This is a genomic window from Pseudokineococcus basanitobsidens (genome assembly GCF_037482545.1).
Lineage (GTDB): Bacteria > Actinomycetota > Actinomycetes > Actinomycetales > Quadrisphaeraceae > Pseudokineococcus > Pseudokineococcus basanitobsidens.
Map to the genome: position 1 here is coordinate 1 of NZ_JBBIAA010000023.1, position 25,295 is coordinate 25,295.

The following is a 25,295-nucleotide window of genomic DNA, read 5'->3' on the forward strand; positions in this document are numbered from 1 at the left end:
AGGAGGTGACCGTGCACGGTCACCTCCTGCGAACAGGTGGCGCCGGGGTCAGCGCCGGACGGTGCTCATGTCCGGGTAGCGGTCGCCGGCGCTCGCGCCGACGGGCAGCACGGCCTCGAGGCGGTCCAGCTCCTCGGGGGCGAGGTCCACGCGGACCGCCGCGACGTTCTCCTCCAGGTAGCTGCGGCGCTTCGTGCCGGGGATCGGGACGACGTCGTCGCCCTTCGCCAGCAGCCACGCCAGCGCGACCTGGCCCGCCGTGGCGCCCTTGGCGTCCGCGAGGGCGCGGACCTCGTCGACGAGCTGGAGGTTGCGCGTCATGTTCTCGCCCTGGAACCGCGGGTTGGAGCGGCGGAAGTCGTCCTCCGCGAGGTCGTCCGTGCTCCGGATCGCCCCGGACAGGAAGCCCCGGCCCAGCGGCGAGTAGGGGACGAAGCCGATGCCGAGCTCGCGGACGGTGGCCAGCACGCCGTCCTGCTCGACGTCGCGCGTCCACAGCGACCACTCGGTCTGCAGGGCGGTGACGGGGTGGGTGGCGTGGGCGCGGCGGATCGTCTCCGGCGCCGCCTCGCTGATGCCGAGGTGACGGACCTTGCCCGCCTGCACGAGCTCCGCCATCGCCCCCCAGGTGTCCTCGACGGGGACGGACGTGTCCACGCGGTGCTGGTAGTAGAGGTCGATGACGTCGACGCCGAGGCGGCGCAGGGAGGCGTCGCAGGCCGAGCGGACGTACTCGGGCCGGCCGTTGACGCGGCGCCCGCCGTCCGGCAGGACCTCGTTGCCGAACTTCGTCGCGAGGACGACGTCGTCGCGCCGGGAGGCGACAGCCCGCCCGACGAGCTCCTCGTTGGTGAAGGGCCCGTACATGTCGGCGGTGTCGAGGAAGGTCACGCCGGCGTCGAGCGCGGCGTGGATCGTCGCCGTCGACTCGTCCTCGTCCAGCGCGCCGTAGAAGGCGCTCATGCCCATGCAGCCGAGGCCGAGGGCGGAGACGGTCAGCGCCGTGCCGTTCGCGGCGCTGCCGAGGGTGCGGGTGGGGAACGTCTGGTCTGCCATGCCGCCACCCTGCGCCGTCCCCCGGGGAGGCCGCCAGGCGAGACGCGCGTCGGGCGCGGGGCCCGGTGCTGGGCCCGGTGCACCGGGCCGGCGAGCGGCCCTACCGTCACGGGCGTGGACGACGAGCCGATGACCATGCCCTCGAGCGCCGCGGCGGAGCTCGTCGCCGCGCTCACCCGCCGCGGCGGTGACCTCGACAGCCTCGACCTGGCCGTCGTCGCCGAGGCGCTCGGCGAGGTGCGCCGCGCCTCCGACGCCCTGCGCGAGGCCCTGCACGACCGCGGCTGGGGCACCGGCCTGGACGAGTGGGGCGCCTTCGACGAGCTCACCGGCGACGACGTCGAGGACGTCGACGACCTGCTCGAGGACGACGACGAGGACGAGGAGCCGCTCGAGGGCGCCCGCTTCAGCTGGCAGGCGCGGTACGACTTCGTCGTCACCGACGCCGACGCGCTCGTCGCGCACGCGCGGGCCCGCTCGCTCGAGGTGGACGCCGACGTGGACCCGGACGAGGCGCTCGAGGAGCACGGCGGCCCGCTCGGCCTGCTGCTGCTCCTCGACGGGCCGCAGTTCCGCGGCTACGACGACCACGGCGCCGTCATGGCCTACGGGACCGACACCTTCGCCTCCGTGGAGCGCACCCTGGACGAGATCGGCCGCGACGCCGGGGAGCAGTCCTACCCGCTCGCCTGAGCACCCGTGCCCTACCGGGCCCGCGAGACCCCCGCGCTGTCGCGCCGGTCGCCGTCCCAGTCACCGGTGACGGCGACGTCGGTCGCGCGGCCGTAGTGGGCGGTGACGTCGGCGGCGCCACCGCTCGCGCTGTTGCGCAGGAGCCAGGTGTTGCCCGCCCGGACCCCGGGGGTGTCGCGGCCGTCGCCGTCCCAGTCGCCGACGAGCTTGTCGCCGCGGGAGGGGCCGTAGCCGAAGGTGAGGTCGGCGGCGCCCCCGGCGTGCCGGTTGCGCAGGAACCACCGGTTGCCGGCGACGACACCGGGGGTGTCGACGCCGTCGCCGTCCCAGTCGCCGACGACCTTCGTGCTGCCTGCGAAGCCGTAGGAGTACGTCAGGTCCGCGGTGCCGCTGCTGAGGCTGTTCCGCAGGTACCACCCGTTCCCGGAGGCGATGCCGATGCTGTCGCGGCCGTCGCCGTCCCAGTCGCCGACGACGAGGTCGCTGTCCGCCCAGCCGTAGCGGAAGGTGACGACGTCGGTGCCGCGCTCGTCGCGGGCGATGTAGATGGTCGTCCCCTGGCGCTGGCCCGGGGTGTCGACGCCGTCGCCGTCCCAGTCGCCGGAGAAGTGCTCGTCGGCGCTCGTGCCGAAGGGGAAGCTGGTACGGGCCCGCCGGTTGTCGTCCGTGGGGTACCGGTCCGCCGGCGTCCTCGCCGCCGGGCGGGCCAGGGGACGCGCCTCCGCGAGCAGCCGCTCCGCGGTCGAGCGGGCCTGGTCGTAGCGCGAGGGGTACGCCGACCGCTGCACCCCCTGCGCCAGCGCCCCGGCCGAGCTCCCGCCGTAGCGGGACTCGATCCGCTGGGCCTCGCGGAAGAAGGCCCGCGCCGCGTGGTCGACGTCGAGGATCTGCGCCCGCGTGCCCCACCCCTGCGACGGGCGCTGCTGGAAGACGCCGAGGGAGTCGCGGTCGCCGCAGCTGAGGTTGTGCATGTGGGACTCGACCCACCCGGCCTCGAAGCCGGCGAGCATGACCTTGGCGGACACGCGCATCTCCGTGCCGACGCGGTGGACGGCTCGGGTGACGGCGAGGTCCCGGGTGGACGGCACGGCGCAGGCGGCGTCCTGCTCGGCGAGCGCCTGGTCGGGGCGCAGCGTCGGCACCGAGGCGGACGCCGCCGCCGCGGACGGCGCGGTCGCGGGTGGCGTGGCCGTCGGGGTCGCCGCGGCGGCGCCGGGGACGAGGAGCGAGGCGGCGGCGACGAGGGCGCCGGCGACGACGGTGGCTCTTCTCACGGAGATGACTCCAGGGGCTCGGCGGGAACGGGGGCGTTCTGCCCGACTCGCCGGGATCGTGGCACACCGTCACGCAGAGGTCACGAGGTGGTATCAGGACGGTCTCGCCCGTCCGTCGCCGCCGCCGCCGTGACGCCCCTCCCGGCAGGCCCCCCGGGCCCTCAGGTCAGCCAGGTCCTCGGCGGGTTGCTGACCTCCGGGACCGAGCGTGCGAGCCCGGGCTGCGCCGCCCAGCGGACACCGTTGGCGAGCACCTGCTGCACCTCCGCCTGGAGGTAGACCGGGTACTCCTGGTCGCCGGGGCTGAAGTAGAAGATCCGGCCCCGGCCGCGGGTGAAGGTGACGCCGGAGCGGAACACCTCACCGCCCGCGAAGGAGCTGATGAAGACGAGGTCGTCCGGGTCGGGGATGTCGAAGAGCTCGCCGTACATCTCCTGCCGGGGGATGACGAGCGGCGAGGGGACGCCCTCCGCGATCGGGTGCGACGGCTTGACCGTCCAGACGAGCTCCTGCTCGCCGTCGTTGCGCCAGGCCAGCGAGCAGGTGGTCCCGAGCAGCCGGCGGAAGATCTTGGAGAAGTGGCCCGAGTGCAGCACGAGCAGGCCCATCCCGCCGAGGACGTGCTGCTGGACCCGCTCGACGACGGCGTCGTCCACGCCCTCGTGGGCGATGTGCCCCCACCAGAGCAGCACGTCGGTGCGGTCGAGGACGTCGCCGCCCAGGCCGTGCTCGGGCTGCTCCTGGGTCGCCGTCGAGACCTCGGCGTCCGGGAGGTGGCGCCGCAGGGCGTCGGCGACCGCGCCGTGGATGCCGTCGGGGTAGTACTCCGCCATGCCCGCCGGCTCGCCGTTGCGCTCGTGGACGTTCTCGTTCCACACCAACACGCGCAGCGGCTCGCTCACGACAGCACCTCGGCGGGCAGAACCTGCTCGACGTCCTCGACCCGGCCGGAGGCGGCCGAGCGCACCGCGGCCTCCATGAGCGCGACGCTCGCGAGGTTGGACCGGCCCGTCACCTCCGGCGGCGGCCCACCGCGGACGGCGCGCGCCAGCTGCTGGAGGCCGGCGGCCCGGCCGACCAGCCCGGGAGCGGGCAGCTCGACCGGCTCCAGGGCCCCGCGGTCGGGGCCGTGCCCGACGCGCAGCTCCACCTGCTCCTCCTCGAGCGTCGCGCCACGCCCGGTGAAGGTGATCCGCCCGTCCCGGCCCTCGACGCTCCACTCGCCGTCCCAGGTCGTCTGCGGCGCCTGGCTGACCCAGCTGCCGCGGTAGCTGGCGACGAGGCCGCCCTCCAGCTCCACGACGACGACCGCGGCGGCCTCCTCCTCGTACTTGCTCCACGACGGGTCGGTGACCTTGGCGTAGACGCTCACGGCGTCCCGGCCCGTGACCATGCGGAGCAGGTCGAAGTGGTGGATGGCCATGTCGTACAGCAGGGGGTGCGGGAAGGCGTAGTGCCGGCTGTCCCCGACCGCGGCGTCGTGGTCCCACCGGCGGAAGTCGGCGTGGACGACGGAGAGCTCGCCGACCGCCCCCTCGGCGACGAGCCGGCGCGCCGCCTGCGCGGCGGGGCGGAAGCGGTAGTTCTGGCTCACCTGCAGGACCAGGCCGCGTTCCTCGGCGAGCTCGACCGCGGTCCGCGCCTCGGCGACGGTCCCGGCGAAGGGCTTCTCGACGAGCACGTGCTTGCCGGCGTCGAGAGCCTCGATCGCGAGCGGGACGTGGGCGACCATCGGCGCCGTCACGAGCACCGCCTCGGCGTCCACCGCGGCGAAGGCCTCGGCGAGCGAGGAGAAGCAGCGGTCGTCGGGCAGCCCGAGCCGCTCCTGCGCCGCCCGCAGCGTCGGGGCGTGCCCGTCCACGACGGCCACGCGCTCCACCTCCGCCACGGGCGGGACGGCGTTGGCCTCCCAGTCGAGGCCCCAGTTGCCGAGGCCGACGTGCACCAGCCGGACCGGGGTCGTCGTCGCGTCGTCGCTCATGGCTCCTTCCTACCGGTTCCGGTGCCCTCCCGGTCCCCGTCCTCGTCGGCGCCGTCGGTGTCGTCGGTGAGGACACCGAGCGCGAGCCGCGTGACGGACTCAAGGCCGACACGGTCGGCGTCGGCGATCGTCTGCAGGACGCTGACCGGCCAGCGATCGTCTGCGGGATGGACTCGGCGCTCCCGTCGAGGAGTCGTCGAGCGGTCGGGGAAACGGCTGCGGGCGCTCGCCGGTCGGTGCAGCGTCGAGAAGGGCGTGCTCAGCAGTGGTAGGCGTCGCGGCGGTGGGCCGCCGAGACGACCTCGACGACGAGGCGACGGTCGATGATCCGGTAGAGGATCCGGTACTCCCCGCGTCGGGCCGACCACAAGGGGGCGAGCGGCTCACGGAGCGGCGTGCCGACGCGGCGGGGGTCGGTGCGCAACGGGCCGGCGATGAACTCGAAGGCGGCCGCGGCGACGGCTTTAGGCAGCTGCTCCTCCAACGCTCGTCGGGCGCTGCGGGTCAGGACGACGTCGTAGCCGGCCTCCTCGTCGTGCGACGTCGTCACGACCGGAGGCGTCCGCGCTGACGCATCGAGGTGCGGACGTCGTCCAGGGGCGCGGTGCGGCCTGCGTCGAGGTCGTCGAGGCCGGCCCTGAGGGCCTGGACCTCCTCGGCGCGGCTGAGGACGTCGACGGTCTCCAGCAGGGCGTCGTAGTCGTCGGCGCTGAGCAGCACGGCGGCCCGGTCGCCGTTGCGGGTGACCTCGAAGCGTTCGTGGGTGGTCACCGCGGACTCCACCAGCTTCGACAGGTTGGCCCGTGCGTCGGCGAGCGGGAGCGTCGTCATGTACAGAATCCTAGCGTCCGCGCACGGGCGTCCGGGGAGGGCGCTCGTCGATCGGCCGCAGGTGTCGCGATGGTCGGTCACCGGAGTGGACGGCGCACCGCCCACCCGGTGCCGGATGCCGAACGGTTGGCGGGCACGGGTCCGCCGCGCCGGGGTGGGGCCGTTCGGGGGTCGGTGCTCTGGAGCCGTGCGGAACCGTCGGGTGGCGAGCAAGCTGCCGTCGTGGCGCGGTGGGGCGACCTGTGGAGAAGGCACTCGCTGCTTCACGACTGCTTCGAGCTCGTCCGTTCCCAGTCGAGGATGGTCACGCGCAGCGTGCCGGTAGCCGATCATCAGCCGCGCCGTGCTGGCGGGGGTGACGGCGTGGCGATGTCCCTCCATCCTGAGGCATGGCCCACCACGAGCACGGCACCCTGCTGGTGACGATCACCGATGGCCAACCGGGGAAGATCGACTTCCTGACGACGGGCGGGGACGAGACCGTGAGCCCGGGCAGCGCTGCGCTCAGGAGCCAGATGAACGCCCTGGACCTCCTGTCGTCGGCCGGCTGGGACGTGCTCGGCCCACCAGCTGTCACCTCGTCGCAGGGCGGCCTGATCAAGGAGTACCTGCTCCGGCGCCCGAAGCGCTGAGCACGCCGGGTCTTGGCGGCGCGATAACGAGGATCGGGACGACCGATCGCCGATCGTCGGGCAGATGGGTGGTCTCGGCTGGCGGCGTCGGGCGGGCCTCCGGTGCATGGTCACTCGGTCGAGTGGCCTGCTGGACGTCGAGGAGTTCTCCGCGCGCTGGGGAACCTGGAGCCCATGAGCTCCGTCGGAGTGCCATGACTGCGCGTCGGCACGTCGTGGCGGTAGCCCTGGTGGCGGTGGTCGGCCTGGGTGGGTGCGGGTCGACGCTTCCCGGTGGTGGCCCCCCGCCGGTCGTCGTACGGGGCGCGGGCGACGCGGTGGAGCTGCAGCCGTGGACGTGGTGCTGGACCAGCGGGTGCGCCGACGGGGCGCCACCGCAGGAGCCCACCGACGTCGGGGACGCAGACGAGCTGGTCGTGAGCTTCCCGGCGGACGGGTGGGAGTTCGAGGCGGTCTTCCGGCCGGCCGGACAGCCGTGCGGGCGGGCCCAGACCGTGCCGGTCGAGCAGACCGCTGAGCAGGAGTACCGCGTCCTGCCGGCGGGTGCCGCCGGGACCTACGACGTCGACCTCCTCGGGCGCGGCCCGCAGGGCGACGTGGCGGTCACCGCTCAGTGGACGACGGTCGTCGACGGCCCCCTGCCGACCCCGACCGCGTCACTGACCGTGCTGGCCGATCACGACGGGACCGTGGACAGCTACGGCGTCGAGCTGCTCCTGGACGACCTCGCCGCCAGTCCCGAGCAGGCGGAAGCCGTCGTCACCGTCACGTCCTCGCAGGGCCGCTCCACGACCCTCGAGCCGACCCAGGTCGACGGCGAGTGCCAGGAGGAGGGCTGGGTCCTGCTCACCGCGCCGGTCGAGCAGGGCCAGCAGGCGGCGGCGCTGGGCACGGCGCCCTTCGCCTACGACGTCGACCTGCTCCTGGACGGTCGACGGCACACGGCCACGGCGACCTGGCCGGACGACGCCCGTGAGGACGACCTCGCGGTCGACCTGGTCTTCACCCCGCCGCTGCCAGCGCTGACCTACGAACGCTGACCGGACGGCGATCCCGAGTGACACGCCGAGCGCCGCCGCAGCCGGCGCCGACGCGGGAGACGCCCTCGCGGCACTCACCCTGCGCGAAAGGAAGCGACAGGAGAACGCCCGCGATCACCACCTGCCATGGCTTCGACGCCGGCCCGGTGATCCCTACTGCGAGGGTCCCGGAGGATGAGGATCGACGCGGTTCCGTGGTGCCATGGGCCGATGTCCGGGATGCGTCGTGATGGCAGGTGGCGTCCGCACAGCGTGAGGGTGACGGGCTGCGGGGTGCTCCTGGCTGGTCTCGTGCTCACGAGCTGCGGGAGCGGGCGGGACGAGACGCCGACCGACTCTGCGAGCGTCTCGGTGTGCGTGCCCGAGGAGTCGGGCCAAGCGGGCACCCGCACCGTCGAGGTGCGGCAGGACGGTGAGGTGGTCGGGACCGTGTACCTGAACCCGGCAGGCACGGCGGGCATCGAGGTGGCACCGGGCCCCTTCGACGCCTACGTCGACGGTGAGCTGGTCGGTTCCGGAGAGGTCGATGCTGGGGGAACAGCTGCGTTCCCGTGCGCCGCGGCGTCCTCGCCGGGCACCGCCGCCACGACGAGCGACTGACCGAGGAGGCTCGTCATCCGCGTCGACGGGGCGACAGCGTCCGAGGCTTTCCGCTCGAGGATGGTCACGCGGAGCGTGCCGGTAGCCGATCGACAGCGGGAGGCTCCCGTCTGGGTCATGGTCGGGGACAGGTCATCGACGCACCGACCGGGACGCAGCGCCGGGGCGGCCGGCCCTACGGCCCTTCGCCCAGCGCAGAGAGGTCGTCGAGCAACGGCACCAGCTGGTTGTCGACGACGTCCCGGATCATCGAGGTGTCGACGCGGAAGTACTCGTGCACGACGACGTTGCGCAGGCCTGCGATTGACGCCCACGGGATGCCGGGGTGCTCGCGCTTGAGGTCGGCGGGTAAAGCCCGAACCGCTTCCCCGATGACGGCGAGATTCCGCAGGATGGCGTCGTAGGCCATCGGGGCGTGCTCGTGCGACTCGAGGTGGTCCCGGTAGGCGAGGCAACGGGTGATCGCGGAACGGATGTCCTGCAGACGTTCGGCGTCTGCCCGGGTCATACGGCCACCGCGTCGTCGATGACGGTGGCGGAGACCTCGGCCCGCAGCAGCGTGCGCGCCACCACGTCCACCCGCACCCCTAGCAGGTCGCTCAGCTCCTCGGAGAGACCGGCGATCCGGAGGAGCTCGTTGCCAGAGCTCGGGGCGAGATCGACGAGGAGGTCGAGGTCGCTCTCGTCGCCAGCATCACCTCGGGCTGCCGAGCCGAACATGCGGAGGTTGCCTGCGCCGTACCTCTCGAGCACCTCGTCGACGTCGGCTCGTCGGGACACCAGCGCAGCGCGGAGGCGACGTGAGGCGAGGGTCGGCTGCTGCACCGACTCAGGCTAGCCAGGGCGCCTGGCACAGGCGGTCAAGCAGGCAGCGACGTGCCACTTGTCGACGGGCTGCGGGACGCGTCACGGCCACTGATGGTGTCCATCGTCAGCAACCTCCTTGTGTCGTGGCCGGTTGGACGTAGACCCGCACCCGGTGGCGATGTCCCTCGGGCGTGGTCCAGTCGGCGTCGCGGTGGTCGACGACGCGCCAGCCGGTGCGGTCGTAGAGCTCGACGGCAGCGGCACCATGCCGACATGGACGACCCTCCCGGTTCCTCTGCTGGTTCCACGACGCACCTCGTGCGTCCGGTGCTGCGCCAGGTGGTCCTGGACGCCACCGACGCCCGGGCCGTGGCGGAGTTCTACCGAGAGCTGCTCGGGTGGGACTACCGCGAGGGAGACGAGGCTCCATCCCCGGGGCGGCCCGACCCTCTCGGGGCCGACTGGCTGGTGCTGCGCGCCCCAGGTGGTGGCGTGTCCGTGGCCTTCCAGCAGGTCGAGACCCTGCCGGCGTCCACGTGGCCGCGTGACGAGGTGCCGCAGCAGCTGCACCTGGACATGACGGTCTCGACGCTCGAGGACCTGGACGCCTGCCACCGGCGAGCTCTTGCCCTCGGCGCGCGGGAGGTCCTGGACCGCACCGACGACCCCGAGGAGCCGTTGCGGGTCTACGCCGACCCGGCCGGCCACCCGTTCTGCATCTTCGTCGCTGCGTGACCGGTCATCAGAGGACCGACGCCTCCTCGAGGAGATCAGTCCGTCCCGGCTGACGCCACCGGCCCGGGCGCCCCCGGCCCGCAGGCGCTGCTGGAGCTGTGGCTGCAGCTGGCCACCACGCCCCTGGGACCCCCTACCGGCGTCACGTCAGCCCCGGCCGCGAGCTCGCCGCCCTGGTCGCCGCCCGCTCCCGCCGGCCGCACGCCGGTCCCGGGTGACGCCGTCCGCCCTCGCCGTGACGCCGGCGGCGGTGGGCGACGACGATCGTTGGCCGCCGCCCGCGCCTGTCCGTAGTGTCCGGTCGTCGCCGGTGCGTCCGCCTCGGTCGGCCTGCACACCGTCGTGCCCGGAGGTCGTCGTGCCCCTGTCCTCGTCCCGTCCCCGTCGTCCCGCGGTGCTGGCGGCCCTGGCCGCCACCGTCGCCCTGGTGCTGCCGGCCGCCGGACCTGCGGCGGCCGACCACACCCCCCAGCCGGGCCTCGTGGTGCTCGTGGGGTCGCTGCAGTCCGAGCTCGGCTGCCCCGGTGACTGGCAGCCGGGGTGCACCGCGACGGAGCTGCTCCCGGTCGACGACGAGCCCGGCGTCTACCGCGCCACCTTCGACGTCCCCGCCGGGGACTACGCGACGAAGGTCGCGGTGAACGGCTCGTGGGCGGAGAACTACGGCGCCGGCGGCGTCGCGGGCGGCGCGGACATCCCGCTGCAGGCGCCCGGGGGCGCGGTGACCTTCACCTACGACCACGCCACGCACCTGCTCACGGACGACCTCCCCGACGCCGTCGGGGAGCAGCAGTCCGCGCACTGGCTGAGCCGGGAGGTGGTCGCCTGGGACGCCGACGCCGTCCCCGCGGCGGCGTCCTTCCGCCTCTACGGCGCCCGCGACGGCGGCCTGGCGCTCACCGACGGCGCGATCACCGGGGCCACGCAGTCCTACCTGCTGCGCAGGAGCGGGGACACGTTGCCCGCCGACCTGGCGGCCGACGTGCCGCACCTCGCCGACCTCGCGCCGCTGCGGCTGCCGCGCTCCAGCCGTCCGCAGGTGGACGACCTGCTGCGCGGCCAGCTGCTCGTCGCGGCGCTCGACGCCGACGGCCGGGTCCTCGCCACGAGCGGCGTCCAGGTGCCCGGAGTCCTCGACGACGTCTACGCCGGGGCGGCGGACCGCGAGCTCGGGCTGTCCTGGGGACGCGGGGGCGGACGGGGCCACCGCCCGCACCTCGCGCTGTGGGCGCCGACGGCGCGCTCGGTGACGCTGCACGTCTACGAGACCGGCTCCGGCGGTGAGCCCCTCGTGAGCGCGCCGATGGTCGTCGACCGCGACGGCGTGTGGCGCGCCACGGGCGAGCGCTCGTGGGAGGGGCGGTACTTCCTCTACGAGGTCGAGGTCTTCGTCCCCGAGACCGGCCGCGTCGAGCACAACCTCGTCACCGACCCGTACAGCGTCGGCCTGTCGACGAACTCGGGGCGGAGCCTGCTCGTCGACCTCGACGCGCCCGCGCTGGCGCCGGCCGGGTGGGACGACCTCGCGAAGCCGGACCTGGCGCGCCCCGAGCAGCTGTCCCTCTACGAGCTCCACGTCCGGGACTTCTCGATCACCGACGACACGGTGCCCGCGGACCACCGCGGCACGTACGCGGCCTTCACCGACGCGGGCAGCGACGGGATGACGCACCTGCGCGACCTCGCGGGCGCCGGCCTGAACGCGGTGCACCTGCTGCCCGTCAACGACATCGCGACGATCGAGGAGCGGCGCTCGCAGCAGCTCGAGCCGCCGTGCGACCTCGCGTCCTTCCCGCCCGACAGCCCCGAGCAGCAGGCCTGCGTCGCCGAGGTCGCGGGGCAGGACGGCTTCAACTGGGGCTACGACCCGTTGCACTGGACGGTGCCCGAGGGCTCGTACGCGACCGACCCCGAGGACGCGACCCGCATCCGCGAGTTCCGCGACATGGTCGCCGCCCTCAACGGCACCGGCCTGCGGGTGGTCCAGGACGTCGTCTACAACCACACCTCCGACGCCGGCCAGGACGGCCGCAACGACCTGGACCGCATCGTCCCCGGCTACTACCACCGCCTGGACCCGACGACGGGCGCCGTCGAGACCTCGACGTGCTGCGCGGGCACCGCGCCGGAGCACACGATGATGGGCAAGCTCGTCGTCGACTCGCTCGTCACGCTCGTGCAGACCTACAAGCTCGACGGCATCCGCTTCGACCTCATGGGGCACCACCCGAAGCAGAACATCCTCGACGTCCGCGCGGCCCTGGACGAGCTCACCCCCGAGCGCGACGGCGTCGACGGCTCCGCCGTCTACCTCTACGGCGAGGGCTGGAACTTCGGGGAGGTGGCCGACGACGCCCGCTTCGTCCAGGCCACGCAGGCGAACATGGCGGGCACCGGCGTGGGCACCTTCAACGACCGGTTGCGCGACGCCGTCCGCGGCGGCACGCCGTTCTCCGACCCGCGCGTGCAGGGCTTCGCCAGCGGGCTGCTCACCGACCCGAACGCCGCCGAGACCCGCACCGCCGCCGAGCAGCGCGACCGGCTGCTGCTCGCGCAGGACCAGATCCGCGTGGGCCTCACCGGCAACCTGCGCGACTACCGGTTCACCGACCGCACCGGCGCGCAGGTCACCGGGGCCGACGTGGACTACGAGGGGCAGCCCGTCGGGTACACGGCCGACCCGCAGGAGGCGGTGACGTACGTCTCGGCGCACGACAACGAGACCCTCTACGACGCACTGGCCCTCAAGCTGCCCCAGGACACCGCGACGGCCGACCGGGTGCGGGTGCAGACCCTCGCGCTCGCGACGACAGCGCTGGGGCAGGGGGTCTCGTTCTGGCACGCCGGCAGCGAGCAGCTGCGCAGCAAGTCCTTGGACCGCAACAGCTACGACTCCGGCGACTGGTTCAACGTCCTCGACTGGTCCGGGCGGACGAACGGCTTCGGCCGCGGCCTGCCGCCGGCGGCGGACAACGAGGACTCGTGGGACCTCATGCGCCCGCTGCTGGCCGACCCGGCCCTGCAGCCGGCGCCGACGGGCATCGCCGCCGCGCGCGACGCCGCCGACGCGCTGCTCGCCGTGCGCGCGAGCACCCCGCTGTTCTCGCTCGGCACGGCGGAGCTGGTGCAGCAGAAGGTCTCCTTCCCCGGCGCCGGTCCTGACCAGACGCCGGGCGTCGTCACCATGGAGGTCGACGACACGGTCGGCGAGGACGTGGACCCGGACGTCTCCCGGGTGCTCGTCGTCCTCAACGCCTCGCCGGAGACGACGACGCAGGTCGTCCCGGGCGCCGGCGCCGTGACGTGGGTGCTGCACCCGGCGCTCGCGGCGGGCGCCGACCCGGTCGTGCGGGGCTCCTCGGTCGACGGCGACACCGTCACCGTGCCGGCGCGGACCGCGGCGGTCTTCGTGGCGCGGTGACGTCCGTCCATGACGACGGTCGAGGCCTGTGGATGACACCGTCCGCCCCGCCGCCCCCGTCGCTACGGTCCTCGGCGTGGGGGCGTCCGCGTGGGTCAGCGCCGCGGTCGGTCTGGTGGGCGCGCTCGTCGGCGCCGCCGCAGGGTACCTCGGCGCGGTGCGGTCGGCCCGTCGAGCGGGCTCGGAGGCCTGGGCCGCGAACGCCCTGTCGCTCGCCCGGGCGCTCATCGACTCCGAGGACGCGGCGCAGCGAGCGCTCGGCGGGCGTCTGCTGGAGGCGGGCGTCGGAGCCGTCGCGGACGCCGAGGACACGCCGGAACGGATCAGGGCGGCGACGAGGAATCCCGACCTCTCGCTCGCCGTGGAGGACCTGCGTAGCCTCGGGGGCGACCCTGACGCCGAGCAGGGCGCCGAGCAGGACGTCGAGCTGGACGAAGGAGAGGGCGATGCCCAAGAAGGTCGTCCGCGTCACCCCTAAGCAGGTCGACGCCGCCCGCGCCGAGGTCGACGCCTTCCGCGCCATCGGCCGCGAGCCGGACCCGGCCGTCCTCCTCATCGCCAAGGCCCGCCCGCGGCCCCGGAGCGCGACCTCCTCGTCGGCGGGCCAGGACGAGGCGCCCGCGGGCTGAGCCCGGGCTCTGCGACGCCTGAAGCTTCGAGGGCGCCGTGAGCCGGGAGCCCCTCCCGCACGGAGGGCGGCGTGCCGCCTGCGAGATCGCCCTGGTGCGTCCGCCGTCAGGCACGCGGCGACGTGGTGCCCACCGTGACCGGCTGCGGGTCGAGCGACCCGCGGTCCCCCCGCCCCGGCAGCACCTGCGCGAGGACGGCGACCGCGACGCCGGCGAGCGGGACGACGAGGAGCCCGACGCGCAGGCCGGCGCTGTCGGCGACGAGGCCGACGAGCGGCGGCGAGGCGAGGAACCCCAGCCGCATGAGCCAGGAGACGAGCGTCAGGCCCGTCCCCGGGCGCAGGCCCGGCAGCGCGTCCGCCTGCTGCATCGCGGCGGGGACCAGCGTCGCGACGCCGAGGCCCGCGAGCCCGAAGCCCGCGACCGTCCCTGCGACGGTGGGGACGGCCAGGGCGGCGCCCATGCCGACCGCGGCGACGAGGGCCCCGGTGCGGGCGACGGCGCGCTGGCCGAAGCGGTCGACGAGACGGTCGCCCACCAGGCGCCCGACCGTCTGGGCGCCGACGAGCGCGATGTAGCCGAAGGCCGCCACGGTCGCGGGGGCCTCGAGCGAGCGGGACAGGTACAGCGCCCCCCAGGTGTTCCCGGCGTCCTCGACGAGCGTGCCGCCGACGGCGACGACGACGAGCGCGGCCAGCACGAGCGCGGTGCGGGGGCCGACGACCGGGCGCCGCCGCCGCACCGAGGCCGCCTCCTCGGCCGCGTCCACCACGTCGACGTCCACCTGCTCGCCCGGGCCGTCGGGCCCGGGCAGGAGGAAGCGCAGCGCGACGAGGGCGACGGCGACGAAGACGGCGCCCGAGACCCCCAGGTGCACGGGCAGCGGGAGGTCCAGGGCGATGGCGCCGGCGGCCGCCGAGCCCCCGAGCACCGCGCCGATGGACCACAGCGCGTGGAAGCCGTTGATGATCGAGCGCCCGTACCGCCGCTGGACCCGCAGGCCGTGGGCGTTCTGCGCCACGTCGGTGACGGCGTCCATCGCCCCGGCGAGCGCGAGGACGCCCGCGAGGGCGGCGACGCCCGGGGCGGACCCCGCGCCCAGCACGCCCAGCGCGGTGAGGGCGGTGCCGGCGACGGCCGTCCGCGCGGACCCGAAGCGGCGGACGAGGGCGCCCGCCGCCAGGCCCGCCGCGATGGCCCCGGCCGGGAAGGCCGCGAGGGCCAGCCCGTAGGTGGCGTCACCGAGGTCGAGCCCGGCCTTGATCTCCGGGTAGCGCGGGATGAGGTTGGCGAAGAGCGCGCCGTTGGTGAGGAACAGCGCGGCGACGGCGGCGCGGGCGCGCCGGTCCTGCCGGGTCGGGACCGCGGGCGTCGACGTCACGGTGTACGAGCGTACACATGACGCCCGGGGCCCCGCCGACGACGGCGGCCGCCGGGCAGCGCCGGACGACCTCGTTGACGTGCCGACGGCCCCGTGACGAGTCGTCGCGGGCGCCGTCGGCACGTCAGGCGGAGCGGAGGTCAGAGGCCGAGCTTGCTGCCGATGCCCCCGCCGCCCCCGCCCATGAGCTCCTTCGGGTCGACGCCGAACTTCTGGAGCAGGCCGCTGTCCTTCTCGGTGTCCACCTGCTCGGGCATCTCCTGGTCCGCCTGCTGGGCCTTATCGCCACCCATCTTGCTCTTGATGAAGTCGATGACCTGCTGCTTCGGGATCTGCACGGTGCCTCCTCGTCTCGCGCCTCGCCGACGGCCGGCGAGGGCTCGTGCGGGCCTCCGTGAGGACGGCCCGCACACGACCGGCCGCCACCGGGGCGGCCGGGCTGCTCAGCGCTGCCCGCGCACGTCCTGGGCCGCGCCCTGCGCCTGGTCGCGCACGCCCTGCGCGCGGCCCTGGGCCTCGCCCTTGACGTCCTGAGCGCGCGAGGTGCCCTCGTCGCGCACCTCCTGCGCGCCGCTCTGCGCGGTCTCCTTCACCTGCTGCGCCGCTTGCTGCGCGGGCTCCTTCAACTCCTGCCCCGCCTCCTGGGCCGCGCCCTTGAGGTCGTCCACCAGCGGTTCGGCCTTGGCCTTCGCCTGCTGGGCGGCCTCCTGCTCCTTCTGGCTCGTCGGCACGAGCGAGGCGACGAGCAGGCCCGCGCCGAAGGCGATGACGCCGGCCGCGAGCGGGTTTCCGCGCGTGCGCTGCTTCAGCTGGTCGGGGGCGTCCGAGGCCGCGTCCTTGAGGCCGGAGGAGGCCGACCCCGAGCGGTCGGAGGCGTCGGAGGCTGCGCCCATGACGCGCTCCTTGAGGTCGGTGGCCCGCCCCTTGACCTTGTCGACCTGGCGGTGCGCCTGCGTCCGGGGGCTCGCCTCGTGGCCGAGGTCGTCGACGTCGCTGCTCAGCGACGCCCTGGTGCGCTCGATGTCGGCGCGGATCTCGTCCGGGCTCTGGCTCATCGGTTGTCCTCCTCGTGACCCTTGGCTGCGTTGGGGATCTGCTGCAGGGACTGCTGCGTCTGCGGCAGGCCCTTCGTCTTCTGGAGCTGGGACCGGCCGACGACGGCCAGCACGGCGGCCACGACGGCCCACACGAGGGCGACGACGAGCGCCGACCAGGCACGTCCGGTGGCGTTCCCGAGGCCCCACCACAGGGCGACCGAGAGGAAGAGGAGGACGAAGTGCGCGGAGACGCCGGCGCCGCCGAGGAGGCCGGCACCCTTGCCCGCGTGGGCCGCGGACTCCTTCGCCTCGGCCTTGGCCAGCGCGATCTCCTGCCGGACGAGGGTCGAGACGTCCGTGGTGACGCGCCTCAGGAGCTCGCCGATCGAGCGATGGTCCTCCTGCTCGCCGGGCTGGCTGCGGGTCGGCTCGCCGACGGGCGTGCTCACAGGCCGTCCCTGCCGCGCAGCGGCTCGGCCGAGGTGCCCTCGGCGAGGGGCGTCCCACCGGTGGTGGGCGGCACCTCGGCGGTCCCGTAGCCCCTGCTCATGGTCCCGGTCGTGGTGCTGGTCCCGGTGCTGGTGCCGGTCCGGCCCGTGGAGCCGCTGCTGCCGGTGTCGTCGGACGAGGCGTCCTTCAGCCCCCGCGCCAGCCGGCCGGCCAGCAGGCCGGCGCCGGCGGCGAGCGCGAGGAAGGCGCCCGGTCGTCGGCCCGCGAAGGACCGCACGTCGTCGAGCAGGCCCGAGGGCTCGCGGTCACCGAGCCAGCTGGCCGCCGCGTCGACGCGGTCGGCCGCCTGGCGGGCTAGGTCGGTGACCGGGCCCTGCTCGTCGCTGCCGTCGACCATCGCGCGCAGCTCGCCCGAGACCGACGAGAGCCCCTGGGCCGCACGCTTCTGCTGCTCGCCGGCGTGCTGGGAGAGCTGCTCCTTGCCCTCGGCGTAGAGGTCCTTGGCCTGGGTCTTCGCCTCCTGGCCGACATCGCCGGCCTTGTCCTTCGCCGTCCCGGCGACCTCGCGACCGGCGTCCTTCGCGGAGCCCGCGACCTCGCGGCCCGCCTGCTTCGTCGAGCCGGCGACCTCGCCGGCGCGCTGCTGGGCCTGGTCCTTCGTGGACGACCCGCCGCCGGTGGACGACCCGTCGCCGCCCGCCGTGGTGGTCCGGTCGTAGGGCTCGTCCGCGCGGTGCGCCGACGAGCCTGCGCTGCTCTGGCTCATGGGGTCCATCCGTCCTTCACGACCTGGCGTCGAGCCCGAGGGCGCGGCCACGCCTGCTGTGCGCCACCGCGGCTGGTCCGTCGGCGGGCGGGGGTGACGAGCTGTCGCCCTGCGAGTCACCGGGCCCCCGAGGTCCGGTGGAGGGCAGACGCCGGGTCCGGGGCGTCGGGTCCGCCGAGAGGCGGCCGAGAACGGGGGAGGTCACGCCTCCCGCGCGAGCGGTGGCCCGAGCATGGCCCCGGCCGGTGCGGCGCGCACCTCAGGACCGGTGAGGCCGTCCCTGCGGCCGCCCCGGCGCCGTGCGCAGGCTCGTCCGGGGAGCCGGGGGCACGGCGACACGCCGGCCACTGCGTGCGTGGTGCTCCCCGGTCCCGGGCTGGTCGTGCGCGGCTCTCCCCGGTTCTCAGGCTGGACGTGCGCGGTAGGTCTGCCCGCGCCCGGGAGGCACCAGGCACGGCCCGGCGTCCCCCGCGGCGAGCGGCCCGGCGCCGGCCCCGACGTGGAGGTGCGCCAGGCGGCGACCTCACCGGCGGCCGGGACACTGGCGCCGTGGACGACCCGCCCCGCCCGGCGTTCGTGCTGCACGACCACCGGCGTCCGACCCACCACCTCGACCTGCGGCTCGAGGAGGACGGCGTCCTGCGCTCGTGGGCCCTGCCCCGCGGGCTGCCGGAGCGGGCGGGGGACCGACGTCTCGCCGTCGCCGTGCCCGACCACGACCTCGACCACCTCGCGTACGAGGACGAGGACAAGGACGTGGCGGACACCGGCTGGTGGGAGGAGCACAGCCGGGACGAGCGCCGGCTCGTGCTGACCCTGCACGGCCGTGCCGCCCCCCGGCGCTACGCCCTCGTCCGCACGCAGCGCGACTGGCTGATGCTGCTCACGACGGAGCAGCCGGCCACCTGGTGACGTCCGACGCGGTCCGCGTCCCCGACCCGACGACGTCGGGGTCCCCGCCACGGGCGGCGATCGTCGTGACGGGTACCCCGATGTCGTCCGGGCCCGCGGCGCTGCCGGGCCCGGGCCTGCGCCTCAGCCCCGGCGGGTGCTCGTCCAGAGGTCGATGCCGGCCTCGACCGCGTGCTGGTCGATGCGGTGCAGCTCCTCGTCCGAGAAGGAGGGGTTCTCCAGCGCGGCGACGTTCTGCTCCAGCTGCCGCACGCTGCTGGCGCCGAGCACGAGCGAGGTGACGCGCTCGTCCCGCAGCGCCCAGGCGAGCGCCATCTGCGCCAGCGACTGACCGCGCTCCTGCGCCATGCCGTCCAGCGCGCGCACGTGGGCGAGGGACTCCTCGGTGAGCAGGTCGGGGGACAGAGACTTCCCCTGCGACGCGCGCGAGCCCTCCGGGACGCCGTCGAGGTACTTGCTCGTGAGCATCCCCTGCGCCAGCGGGGAGAACGCGATGCAGCCGGCGCCGACGTCGGCGAGGGCGTCGAGCAGCCCCTCGGTCTCGACCCAGCGGTTGAGCATCGAGTACGACGGCTGGTGGATGAGCAGCGGCGTCCCCAGGTCGGCGAGGACCTTCGCGGCCCGCCGGGTGTCCTCCGGGCCGTAGGAGGAGATCCCGGCGTAGAGCGCGCGCCCGGAGCGGACGGCGGTGTCCAGCGCCCCCATCGTCTCCTCGAGCGGCGTCGTGGGGTCGAAGCGGTGGCTGTAGAAGATGTCGACGTGGTCGAGCCCCATGCGCTCCAGCGACTGGTCGAGGCTCGCGAGCACGTACTTGCGCCCGCCGCCGCCCTGGCCGTACGGGCCCGGCCACATGTCGTAGCCCGCCTTGCTCGAGATGACGAGCTCGTCGCGGTAGGGCGCGAGGTCCTCGCGGAGCACCCGCCCGAAGTTGGCCTCGGCGCTGCCGTAGGGCGGTCCGTAGTTGTTGGCCAGGTCGAAGTGGGTGATGCCCAGGTCGAACGCGCGGTGCAGCACGGCGCGCTGGCGCTCCAGCGGGACGTCGTCGCCGAAGTTGTGCCACAGGCCGAGCGACAGCTGCGGCAGGTCCAGGCCGCTGCGGCCGGTCCGCCGGTAGCTCATGCTCCCGTCGTAGCGGTCGTCCGCTGCGTGGTAGTGGTCTCCGGGATCGGTCAGGCGGGGCACGTGGCCTCCCTCTCAGGCTGCGGGCTCCCGGGGGGGGAGCGCTCCCGCGACCCTAGGGCGACGGTCCTCGCGGTGGGCCCCGGCCGTCAGCCCCGCTCGCGCCCCAGCAGGCGCAACGTCGTCTCGAGCACGACGCCGTAGACGACGTGCGAGCCCGGCTCCCAGACGAGCGCGGCGCGGGGCAGCTCGCGCAGGGGCGGCTGCAGGCCGGCCGCGGGCAGGGTCGAGGCGTGCGTGAGGCCGTAGAGCGCGAGCCCGGCCGGGGCACCCGCCCCCAGGCGCAGCGGCCAGGCGCGCTCCGAGGCGAGCGCGTACACGACGGCGAAGCCCACGCCCATCCCCCGGTGCAGCCAGGTGGACCCCTGGGTGCGCTGCTGCGTGCTCGCGGCCTCCCCCGTCGTCGCGCGCAGGGCCCGGTCGACCAGCTCGGCGGGCGGCATCCGCTCGGGGTGGCCGGTCGGGTCCGCGCCCGGGCGCTGCTCGGCGGCCGCCGACGGCGGGAGCACCCGCTCGGCGAGGGGCTGGAGCGTCACCTCGGCCTTCGTCTTGGCGTACGTGGCGGCGGCACCGGCGGCCAGGCCCAGGGCTGCGGTGCGCAGGAGGCTCGTCATGGCCCGACCCTGTCGCACCGCGTCGGTTCTCGCACGAGCGCCCCGTGTGACGCATGCGCACGTGCGCATGTATGGTTCTCAGGTGCTGGGCGAGGAGGAGTACGAGCGGACCGCCGAGCTCTTCGGCACCCTCGCCTCCCCCCGGCGCCTGGCGCTCGTCGAGCGCCTCGCGCACGCCCCCGCGTCGGTCGGCGAGCTCGCCGAGGACCTCGGCGTGGCCCAGCCGCTCGTGTCGCAGCACCTGCGCGTGCTGCGGCACGCCCGCCTCGTCCGCGGGCGACGTGACGGCCGGTCGGTGACCTACGAGGTCGTCGACGAGCACGTCGCGCACGTCGTCGCGGACGCCCTCGCGCACGAGCGCGAGACCGACGGCGCTCGCTGAGCGCCGTCGAGACGCACACCGTCGACCCGACCCGACCCGGCCGGCCGTAGCCGCGGCCGGCGCCATCCCAGGAGGAGAGCCATGAGCCAGCAGACCCACGACGTCCACACCGACCACGAGCACCGCCACGCACCCGACTGCGGCCACGCCGTCGTCCCCCACGAGGACCACGTCGACTACCTGCACGACGGCCACGCGCACAACGGCCACGACGGCCACTACGACGAGCACCCCGTCGAGGCGCACGTCGTCGACGGCGCCCACGACCACCAGCACGGTGACGGCTGCGGCCACGAGACCGTCGAGCACGACGACCACGTCGACTACGTGCACGGGGCCCACCGCCACGCGGCGCACGACGGGCACTACGACGAGCACTGACGTGAGGGCCTGAGGCGTTCCTCGCCCGGCCCGCCGCGGGGGCGCTGCGACGGCAGCGGTCCCGCGGCGGTGGCCTTGACGCGGGGGCGCGCGCAGCCGGAGGCTCGCCGGCACCCGTCCGTCCGAGGAGGCGCCGTGTGCCGCAACATCCGCCCGCTGCAGAACCTCGCGCCGCCCGCGACGCCGGCCGAGGTGCACGAGGCCGCCCTGCAGTACGTGCGCAAGATCGCGGGGACGACGAGGCCCTCGCGCGCCAACGCCGAGACCTTCGACCGGGCGGTCGCCGAGGTGGAGGCGGTGACGGCGCGGCTGCTCGACGAGCTCGTCACGAGCGCCCCGCCGCGCGACCGCGCCGTCGAGGCGGAGAAGGCGAGGCAGCGGAGCCTCGCGCGGTTCGGCTGAGCCTCCGACGACGGCCGGGGAGACTCCGGGGATGAGCCGGCAGCCCCCCGCGGACGACGCCCCCTGCCCGTGCGGGTGGGGCGAGACCTACGGCCGCTGCTGCGGGCGCCTCCACCGCGAGGAGGCGCAGGCGTCCACGGCCGAGGCGCTCATGCGCTCGCGGTACAGCGCCTTCGCCGTCGGCGACGCCGAGCACCTGCTCCGCACGTGGCACCCCGGCACCCGGCCGGCGGACCTGTCGCTCGACGACGACGTGCGCTGGCTGCACCTCGCCGTCACGGCCGTGCAGCGCGGAGGGCCGTTCGACGACGAGGGCGTCGTCGTCTTCGAGGCGGTGGCGCGCGGGAGCGACGGGCGGCAGGTGCAGCGGGAGCGCAGCACCTTCCTGCGCGAGGACGGCCGGTGGCTCTACGTCGGTGCGGTGGGCCGGGGATGAGCGACCCCGGCGCGGGACCGCCCCCGGGCGCCGACGCACGTCGACCCCTGCGTGTCCTGCTCGCGACCATCCCGCTGCAGGGCCACAGCGCGCCCGCCCTGCCCGTCGCCGCGGAGCTCGTCGGGCGCGGCCACGACGTGCGCTGGCTGACCGGGGCGGACCTCGAGGACCCCGTCGCGGCGACGGGGTCCCGGCACCTGCCGCTGGGAGCCGCACCGGACCACCCGGACACCACCTGGCTGGAGGCGCTGCCCGACCGACGCCCTCCCGGTCCACGCCGGCTGGCGCAGGACTTCGAGCACCTCTTCCTGCGGTCGGTGCCCGGGTGGGTCGCCGACCTCGAGGCCGAGCTGCGCACCGCGCCGGCGGACGTGCTGCTCGTCGACGTCGGGCTCGTCGAGACCGCCCGTGCCGTCCGCGAGCGCGGCGGCCCTCCCTTCGCCGTCCTCGGCGTCTCGCCCCTGCTGGTGCGGGACGCGGACACCGCGCCGTACGGGCTCGGGCTCATGCCCGCACGGGGACCGCTGGGCCGCACCCGCAACCGCCTGCTGCACCAGCTCGTCCGGCGTGGACCGCTCCGTCCCGCCCTCCGGGCGCTGCGCGAGGAGCGGGTCCGGCTCGGCCTGCCCGCCGACGCCCCGGGACCGGACCTCGGCCCTGTCTCGCCGTTCCTGCACCTGCAGTCCGGCGTCGCGTCGCTCGAGCACCCCCGCCGCGGCCTGCCGTCCTCGGTCCGCTTCGTCGGGCACCTCGCGCCGCCGGCCGGCCGCGCCCCGCGCCCGCCCTGGTGGGGCGACGTCGCCGCGGCGCGGGCGGCAGGGCGCCGGGTCGTCGTCGTCACGCAGGGCACGGTCGCGACCGCGCCCGAGGACCTGCTCCTGCCCGCCGTCCGCGGGCTCACCGGTCGCGGTCACCTGGTCGTCGTCGCGACCGGGCGCCGGGAGGTCGAGCACCTGCCCGTGGACCCGCTGCCCGAGGACGTCCGCGTGGGCGGGTTCCTGCCCTTCGGCGACCTGCTCCCCCTGGCCGACGTCGTCGTCACGAACGGCGGCTACGGCGGCGTGCAGACGGCAATCGCGGCGGGGGTCCCGCTCGTCCTCGCCGGCCGCACGGAGGAGAAGCCCGAGGTCGCCGCCCGCGTGGCCCGCGCGGGCGCCGGCGTCGACCTGCGGGTGCAGCGCCCGAGCCCGGAGCAGGTGCGCACCGCGGTCGCGCAGGTGCTCGCCGACCCGCGGTACCGGACCGCCGTCGGCGCGCTGGCGACCGAGTACGCGGCCCTCGACGCCCCCTCGCGCTGCGCCGACCTCCTGGAGGAGCTGGCGGGCCCCGGCTGAGGGGGGCGCTCAGGCCGACGTCCACGTGGTGGTGGGGGGCTTGGTGGGAGTGCTGGTGCCACCCGCCGGGCTGTGCCCCCGGGTGATCTTGGGGATGTGCTGGGTGCGGTCGGGTCCGGAGAGTGCCGGGGGTCCCTCGGGTCCACGCGGTGGAGGGAGGAGGCGCGCGGCGCGCGCGATCGGAAGCGTTCTCCACCGACCCGGGGGTCGGCGCTCAGGTCGCGGAGGCCACCGGTGAGCCCTGAGGCCGACGGCCCCGCAGGCGGGTCAGGAGTCGACGACCGTTCAGGGTCAGGTGCCCGAGGACCAGCAGGAGGAACAGCACGCCCGTCACGTCGTGGACCTGCGCGACCAGGCCGCCGGCGTCCCAGAACCACACCGGCGCCCCGGAGACGTTGGCCACGACGAACGACGCCGCGAGGACCAGGTTGTAGACCACCAGCACCCGCTCGGGGTGGTGCAGCCGCCGGCGGGCCGCCGACCTCAGCCATCGGCGCTGAGACACCACATGGGCCGCCACGACCCCGACCACCGCCAGGCTGATCACCGAGTGCACCGTCGCGCCCAGCTCGTGGGACACGAAGGCGATCACGGCGGAGGCCAGCAGCCCCGCGGTGAGCAGGGCGGTGGTGGAGCGTCGCCGCCCGCCACGGCCTGGTCGCCGTGCCGCGCCGCGGCGCGCCCTGTCGGTCGCGCCAGCGGTGCTGTCCATCGACGGCCTCCTCAGGGCGACCCGTGTCGCCGACGTGTCGGTGCTCCGACTCGTGCCCGGCCGTCGAGCGAGGCCGGTGACCGAGTTCCACGCCAGCTTCCCGGGATCCGCGACGTGGTGCGTGGCTCGGACGTGTCAGGCGCTCGGCCCGAAGGTTGGCTGCTCGCGGGCGACGTGCAGGACCCAGCTGCGGAGCTGCACCGCGAAGTGTTCCAGGTGCTGGTCCACCAACGCCGGGCAGGTGCCCGGCAGTGTGACCGGCAGGTGGGCCAGCAGTCCGTCGTCGGTGCCCACGCCCGCCGTGGCGGCCGAACCGCCGACGGTCCCGTCCGCCAGCACGACGTGGGAGCGGCGGGCCGCGGCGTCGGCCATCCCCGGTGCCTTCTCCGGTGTGCTCTTCGGCGCAGGGGGAGTGGCTGCCCATGGCCGCAGGTAGGAGGAGCAGACGTGCTCGCCGAGGTCTCGACGACGTCCACGTCTCGTCCGGGGGCGTGGTGGGTGGAGTAGTCCCGGCGGACAGGCGGACCTGCTCGCGCAGGACGTGGTCACCCGCCCGGATGTCCCGGTCGAACAGCTTCTCGCGCCCGAGTCGCGCCTTCGGCAGCGCCAGGGCCGCCGGGCGGAGAAGAGCTCGTAGCCGTCGACGATGGCGTCGTCGTCATTCCCCCGCGGGCGGACCCAGTACTGGTGTGCCGGCGTCGTGTCGGTCCTGACCTCGCCGTCCCCTCGTCGTGACCCGCCTGCTCACCGGGGGAGAGCGGCCGTGGTGGGCCAGTTCTACGCCTACGGCCGGGGCCCGGTGGTACCCGTCCGGGTCGACGCCGGCGCCGGTCTCCTGATGCGCCCTGGCGCGCACGCCCTCGACGGTCCGGACCCGGGCGGCTACCGGCCGGTGAGCACGAGGTGGACGGCGGGGGCCACGAGCCGGACCAGGTCCTCGCGGTCGGCGCCGGCCAGCGTCGGTACCTGCAGCACGCGGCGGCCGAGGACGAGGCCGACCAGCATCGAGGAGACGACCCCCGCCCTCAGCGCCGCCCGCACGGCCTCCCGGTCGTCGTCCCGGCCGTCGTGGTGGTCGTCGTGGTCGTCGTGGTCGCCGGGGTCGGGCTCGCCGCGGCCGTGGATGCCGTGCAGGAGCCGGGCCTGGACGAAGTCGCGCAGCTGCTCGCGGGCGAGCTCGTCGGTCATGGCGCCACGCAGCATCACCATCAGCGGCTCGGCGTCGGCAGGCGTGCCCTCCCAGACGTCCAGGAAGGCGCGCACGACCCGCTCGCCCAGGTCCTCGCCAGGCCCGTCGAAGACCGCGTCGAAGCGCCGCAGCACACCCTCGGGCACCTGCAGCACCGCGGCGAACAGGCCCTGCTTGGAGCCGAAGAACTGCATGACCAGCGACGCGTCGACCCCGGCCTGCTGGGCGACCCCGCGGATGGTGGTGGCGGCGAAACCCTGGCCGGCGAACTGCGCCCGCGCGGCCTCCAGCACCTCGGCGCGGGTGCCCGTGGGACCAGGACGCCGACCGGGGCGACCTGGCCGTCTGCCCGTCGACCCCTCGCTGCTGCTCGCCGTCATGGGCCTCACCGTAGGCAGCCGAGCACCAGAACTCAACGAAC

Annotated in this window: 32 protein-coding genes; 14 read left to right on the top strand and 18 right to left on the bottom strand. The window is 75.1% G+C overall.

The features are described from left to right. Nucleotides 1-48: 48 nt before the first annotated feature. Complete coding sequence (locus tag WDZ17_RS14125) at nt 49-1,056, bottom strand: aldo/keto reductase (protein WP_339575812.1); 1,008 nt, start codon at nt 1,054-1,056, stop codon at nt 49-51. 114 nt (nt 1,057-1,170) lie between these two features. On the opposite strand from WDZ17_RS14125, the gene WDZ17_RS14130 reads away from it, so the two are divergent. Then, nucleotides 1,171-1,749, top strand: coding sequence for a hypothetical protein (locus tag WDZ17_RS14130; protein WP_339575813.1), 579 nt, complete (start codon nt 1,171-1,173; stop codon nt 1,747-1,749). Between the two features lie 11 nt (nt 1,750-1,760). Here WDZ17_RS14130 and WDZ17_RS14135 read toward each other — a convergent pair whose 3' ends face one another. The 5 genes from WDZ17_RS14135 to WDZ17_RS14155 form a co-directional block, all read right to left on the bottom strand. Further along, nucleotides 1,761-3,023 (bottom strand): hypothetical protein, encoded by a 1,263-nt coding sequence (locus tag WDZ17_RS14135; protein ID WP_339575814.1) that lies wholly within the window; start codon nt 3,021-3,023, stop codon nt 1,761-1,763. A gap of 161 nt (nt 3,024-3,184) precedes the next feature. Then, nucleotides 3,185-3,925 carry a ThuA domain-containing protein gene (locus WDZ17_RS14140; RefSeq protein WP_339575815.1) on the bottom strand — a complete coding sequence of 247 codons (741 nt, stop codon included), beginning with the start codon at nt 3,923-3,925 and terminating at the stop codon, nt 3,185-3,187. Then, nucleotides 3,922-5,004 carry a Gfo/Idh/MocA family protein gene (locus WDZ17_RS14145; RefSeq protein ID WP_339575816.1) on the bottom strand — a complete coding sequence of 361 codons (1,083 nt, stop codon included), beginning with the start codon at nt 5,002-5,004 and terminating at the stop codon, nt 3,922-3,924. Before WDZ17_RS14145 ends, WDZ17_RS14140 begins: the two co-directional genes overlap by 4 nt. Before the next feature lie 259 nt (nt 5,005-5,263). After that, entirely contained in the window at nt 5,264-5,554 is a 291-nt protein-coding gene (locus WDZ17_RS14150) for a type II toxin-antitoxin system RelE family toxin (RefSeq protein ID WP_339575817.1), read from the bottom strand. Further along, a complete protein-coding gene (locus tag WDZ17_RS14155; protein ID WP_339575818.1) occupies nt 5,551-5,835 on the bottom strand; it encodes a type II toxin-antitoxin system Phd/YefM family antitoxin in 285 nt (94 codons plus the stop codon). Before WDZ17_RS14155 ends, WDZ17_RS14150 begins: the two co-directional genes overlap by 4 nt. Nucleotides 5,836-6,224: 389 nt before the next feature. Here WDZ17_RS14155 and WDZ17_RS14160 point away from each other — a divergent pair, with 389 nt between their 5' ends. From WDZ17_RS14160 to WDZ17_RS14170, 3 genes are all read left to right on the top strand, one after another. Beyond that, nucleotides 6,225-6,467: a hypothetical protein gene (locus WDZ17_RS14160; RefSeq protein WP_339575819.1), complete on the top strand. Its 243-nt coding sequence runs from the start codon at nt 6,225-6,227 to the stop codon at nt 6,465-6,467. 416 nt (nt 6,468-6,883) lie between these two features. Then, the gene (locus WDZ17_RS14165) at nt 6,884-7,507 is read left to right on the top strand and encodes a hypothetical protein (RefSeq protein WP_339575820.1); all 624 of its coding nucleotides are present in this window, start codon (nt 6,884-6,886) and stop codon (nt 7,505-7,507) included. Nucleotides 7,508-7,759: 252 nt separating this feature from the next. Next, a complete protein-coding gene (locus WDZ17_RS14170) occupies nt 7,760-8,107 on the top strand; it encodes a hypothetical protein (RefSeq protein ID WP_339575821.1) in 348 nt (115 codons plus the stop codon). Nucleotides 8,108-8,282: 175 nt separating this feature from the next. On the opposite strand, the gene WDZ17_RS14175 is transcribed toward WDZ17_RS14170, so the two are convergent. Both WDZ17_RS14175 and WDZ17_RS14180 read right to left on the bottom strand, forming a co-directional pair. Beyond that, nucleotides 8,283-8,615 carry a HepT-like ribonuclease domain-containing protein gene (locus WDZ17_RS14175; protein WP_339575822.1) on the bottom strand — a complete coding sequence of 111 codons (333 nt, stop codon included), beginning with the start codon at nt 8,613-8,615 and terminating at the stop codon, nt 8,283-8,285. Continuing rightward, nucleotides 8,612-8,932, bottom strand: coding sequence for a nucleotidyltransferase family protein (locus WDZ17_RS14180; RefSeq protein ID WP_339575823.1), 321 nt, complete (start codon nt 8,930-8,932; stop codon nt 8,612-8,614). Before WDZ17_RS14180 ends, WDZ17_RS14175 begins: the two co-directional genes overlap by 4 nt. Before the next feature lie 255 nt (nt 8,933-9,187). On the opposite strand from WDZ17_RS14180, the gene WDZ17_RS14185 reads away from it, so the two are divergent. The 4 genes from WDZ17_RS14185 (at nt 9,188) to WDZ17_RS14200 (ending at nt 13,699) form a co-directional block, all read left to right on the top strand. Then, nucleotides 9,188-9,649 (top strand): VOC family protein, encoded by a 462-nt coding sequence (locus tag WDZ17_RS14185; RefSeq protein ID WP_339575824.1) that lies wholly within the window; start codon nt 9,188-9,190, stop codon nt 9,647-9,649. 358 nt (nt 9,650-10,007) lie between these two features. Next, complete coding sequence (gene pulA, locus WDZ17_RS14190) at nt 10,008-13,070, top strand: pullulanase-type alpha-1,6-glucosidase (protein WP_339575825.1); 3,063 nt, start codon at nt 10,008-10,010, stop codon at nt 13,068-13,070. A gap of 76 nt (nt 13,071-13,146) precedes the next feature. After that, on the top strand, nt 13,147-13,548 hold the full coding sequence (locus WDZ17_RS14195) for a hypothetical protein (RefSeq protein WP_339575826.1): 402 nt from the start codon (nt 13,147-13,149) through the stop codon (nt 13,546-13,548). Further along, nucleotides 13,517-13,699, top strand: coding sequence for a hypothetical protein (locus WDZ17_RS14200; RefSeq protein WP_339575827.1), 183 nt, complete (start codon nt 13,517-13,519; stop codon nt 13,697-13,699). The genes WDZ17_RS14195 and WDZ17_RS14200 overlap by 32 nt, the downstream gene beginning before the upstream one ends. Before the next feature lie 106 nt (nt 13,700-13,805). Here WDZ17_RS14200 and WDZ17_RS14205 read toward each other — a convergent pair whose 3' ends face one another. The 5 genes from WDZ17_RS14205 to WDZ17_RS14225 all read right to left on the bottom strand — a co-directional run bounded on the left by WDZ17_RS14205 (nt 13,806) and on the right by WDZ17_RS14225 (nt 17,333). Next, nucleotides 13,806-15,080, bottom strand: a complete 1,275-nt coding sequence (locus WDZ17_RS14205; RefSeq protein WP_339575828.1) for an MFS transporter — start codon at nt 15,078-15,080, stop codon at nt 13,806-13,808. A gap of 140 nt (nt 15,081-15,220) precedes the next feature. Continuing rightward, nucleotides 15,221-15,418: a hypothetical protein gene (locus WDZ17_RS14210; protein WP_339575829.1), complete on the bottom strand. Its 198-nt coding sequence runs from the start codon at nt 15,416-15,418 to the stop codon at nt 15,221-15,223. 105 nt (nt 15,419-15,523) lie between these two features. Beyond that, entirely contained in the window at nt 15,524-16,135 is a 612-nt protein-coding gene (locus WDZ17_RS14215) for a DUF3618 domain-containing protein (protein WP_339575830.1), read from the bottom strand. Next, a complete protein-coding gene (locus tag WDZ17_RS14220; RefSeq protein ID WP_339575831.1) occupies nt 16,132-16,566 on the bottom strand; it encodes a phage holin family protein in 435 nt (144 codons plus the stop codon). The genes WDZ17_RS14215 and WDZ17_RS14220 overlap by 4 nt, the downstream gene beginning before the upstream one ends. Next, on the bottom strand, nt 16,563-17,333 hold the full coding sequence (locus WDZ17_RS14225; protein WP_339575832.1) for a hypothetical protein: 771 nt from the start codon (nt 17,331-17,333) through the stop codon (nt 16,563-16,565). Before WDZ17_RS14225 ends, WDZ17_RS14220 begins: the two co-directional genes overlap by 4 nt. A gap of 549 nt (nt 17,334-17,882) precedes the next feature. Between WDZ17_RS14225 and WDZ17_RS14230 the strand changes: the two genes are divergently transcribed. Further along, a complete protein-coding gene (locus WDZ17_RS14230) occupies nt 17,883-18,245 on the top strand; it encodes a DNA polymerase ligase N-terminal domain-containing protein (protein WP_339575833.1) in 363 nt (120 codons plus the stop codon). Nucleotides 18,246-18,368: 123 nt separating this feature from the next. Here WDZ17_RS14230 and mgrA read toward each other — a convergent pair whose 3' ends face one another. Together mgrA and WDZ17_RS14240 are read right to left on the bottom strand one after the other, a co-directional pair. Beyond that, nucleotides 18,369-19,427 (bottom strand): L-glyceraldehyde 3-phosphate reductase, encoded by a 1,059-nt coding sequence (mgrA, locus tag WDZ17_RS14235; RefSeq protein ID WP_339575834.1) that lies wholly within the window; start codon nt 19,425-19,427, stop codon nt 18,369-18,371. An 86-nt stretch (nt 19,428-19,513) separates the two neighbouring features. Beyond that, nucleotides 19,514-20,038 (bottom strand): DUF1440 domain-containing protein, encoded by a 525-nt coding sequence (locus WDZ17_RS14240; RefSeq protein ID WP_339575835.1) that lies wholly within the window; start codon nt 20,036-20,038, stop codon nt 19,514-19,516. 82 nt (nt 20,039-20,120) lie between these two features. Between WDZ17_RS14240 and WDZ17_RS14245 the strand changes: the two genes are divergently transcribed. From WDZ17_RS14245 to WDZ17_RS14265, 5 genes are all read left to right on the top strand, one after another. Then, nucleotides 20,121-20,420, top strand: a complete 300-nt coding sequence (locus tag WDZ17_RS14245; protein WP_339575836.1) for an ArsR/SmtB family transcription factor — start codon at nt 20,121-20,123, stop codon at nt 20,418-20,420. An 81-nt stretch (nt 20,421-20,501) separates the two neighbouring features. Continuing rightward, on the top strand, nt 20,502-20,801 hold the full coding sequence (locus WDZ17_RS14250; protein WP_339575837.1) for a hypothetical protein: 300 nt from the start codon (nt 20,502-20,504) through the stop codon (nt 20,799-20,801). A gap of 135 nt (nt 20,802-20,936) precedes the next feature. Then, nucleotides 20,937-21,203 carry a DUF2277 domain-containing protein gene (locus WDZ17_RS14255; RefSeq protein ID WP_339575838.1) on the top strand — a complete coding sequence of 89 codons (267 nt, stop codon included), beginning with the start codon at nt 20,937-20,939 and terminating at the stop codon, nt 21,201-21,203. Nucleotides 21,204-21,234: 31 nt separating this feature from the next. After that, complete coding sequence (locus WDZ17_RS14260) at nt 21,235-21,639, top strand: YchJ family protein (protein ID WP_339575839.1); 405 nt, start codon at nt 21,235-21,237, stop codon at nt 21,637-21,639. Further along, nucleotides 21,636-22,973: a glycosyltransferase gene (locus WDZ17_RS14265; protein WP_339575840.1), complete on the top strand. Its 1,338-nt coding sequence runs from the start codon at nt 21,636-21,638 to the stop codon at nt 22,971-22,973. The genes WDZ17_RS14260 and WDZ17_RS14265 overlap by 4 nt, the downstream gene beginning before the upstream one ends. Before the next feature lie 214 nt (nt 22,974-23,187). On the opposite strand, the gene WDZ17_RS14270 is transcribed toward WDZ17_RS14265, so the two are convergent. The 3 genes from WDZ17_RS14270 to WDZ17_RS14280 all read right to left on the bottom strand — a co-directional run bounded on the left by WDZ17_RS14270 (nt 23,188) and on the right by WDZ17_RS14280 (nt 25,254). After that, complete coding sequence (locus tag WDZ17_RS14270; protein ID WP_339575841.1) at nt 23,188-23,685, bottom strand: hypothetical protein; 498 nt, start codon at nt 23,683-23,685, stop codon at nt 23,188-23,190. Between the two features lie 135 nt (nt 23,686-23,820). Next, a complete protein-coding gene (locus WDZ17_RS14275) occupies nt 23,821-24,057 on the bottom strand; it encodes a hypothetical protein (RefSeq protein ID WP_339575842.1) in 237 nt (78 codons plus the stop codon). 510 nt (nt 24,058-24,567) lie between these two features. Further along, nucleotides 24,568-25,254 (bottom strand): TetR/AcrR family transcriptional regulator, encoded by a 687-nt coding sequence (locus WDZ17_RS14280; RefSeq protein WP_339575843.1) that lies wholly within the window; start codon nt 25,252-25,254, stop codon nt 24,568-24,570. Nucleotides 25,255-25,295: the final 41 nt, after the last annotated feature.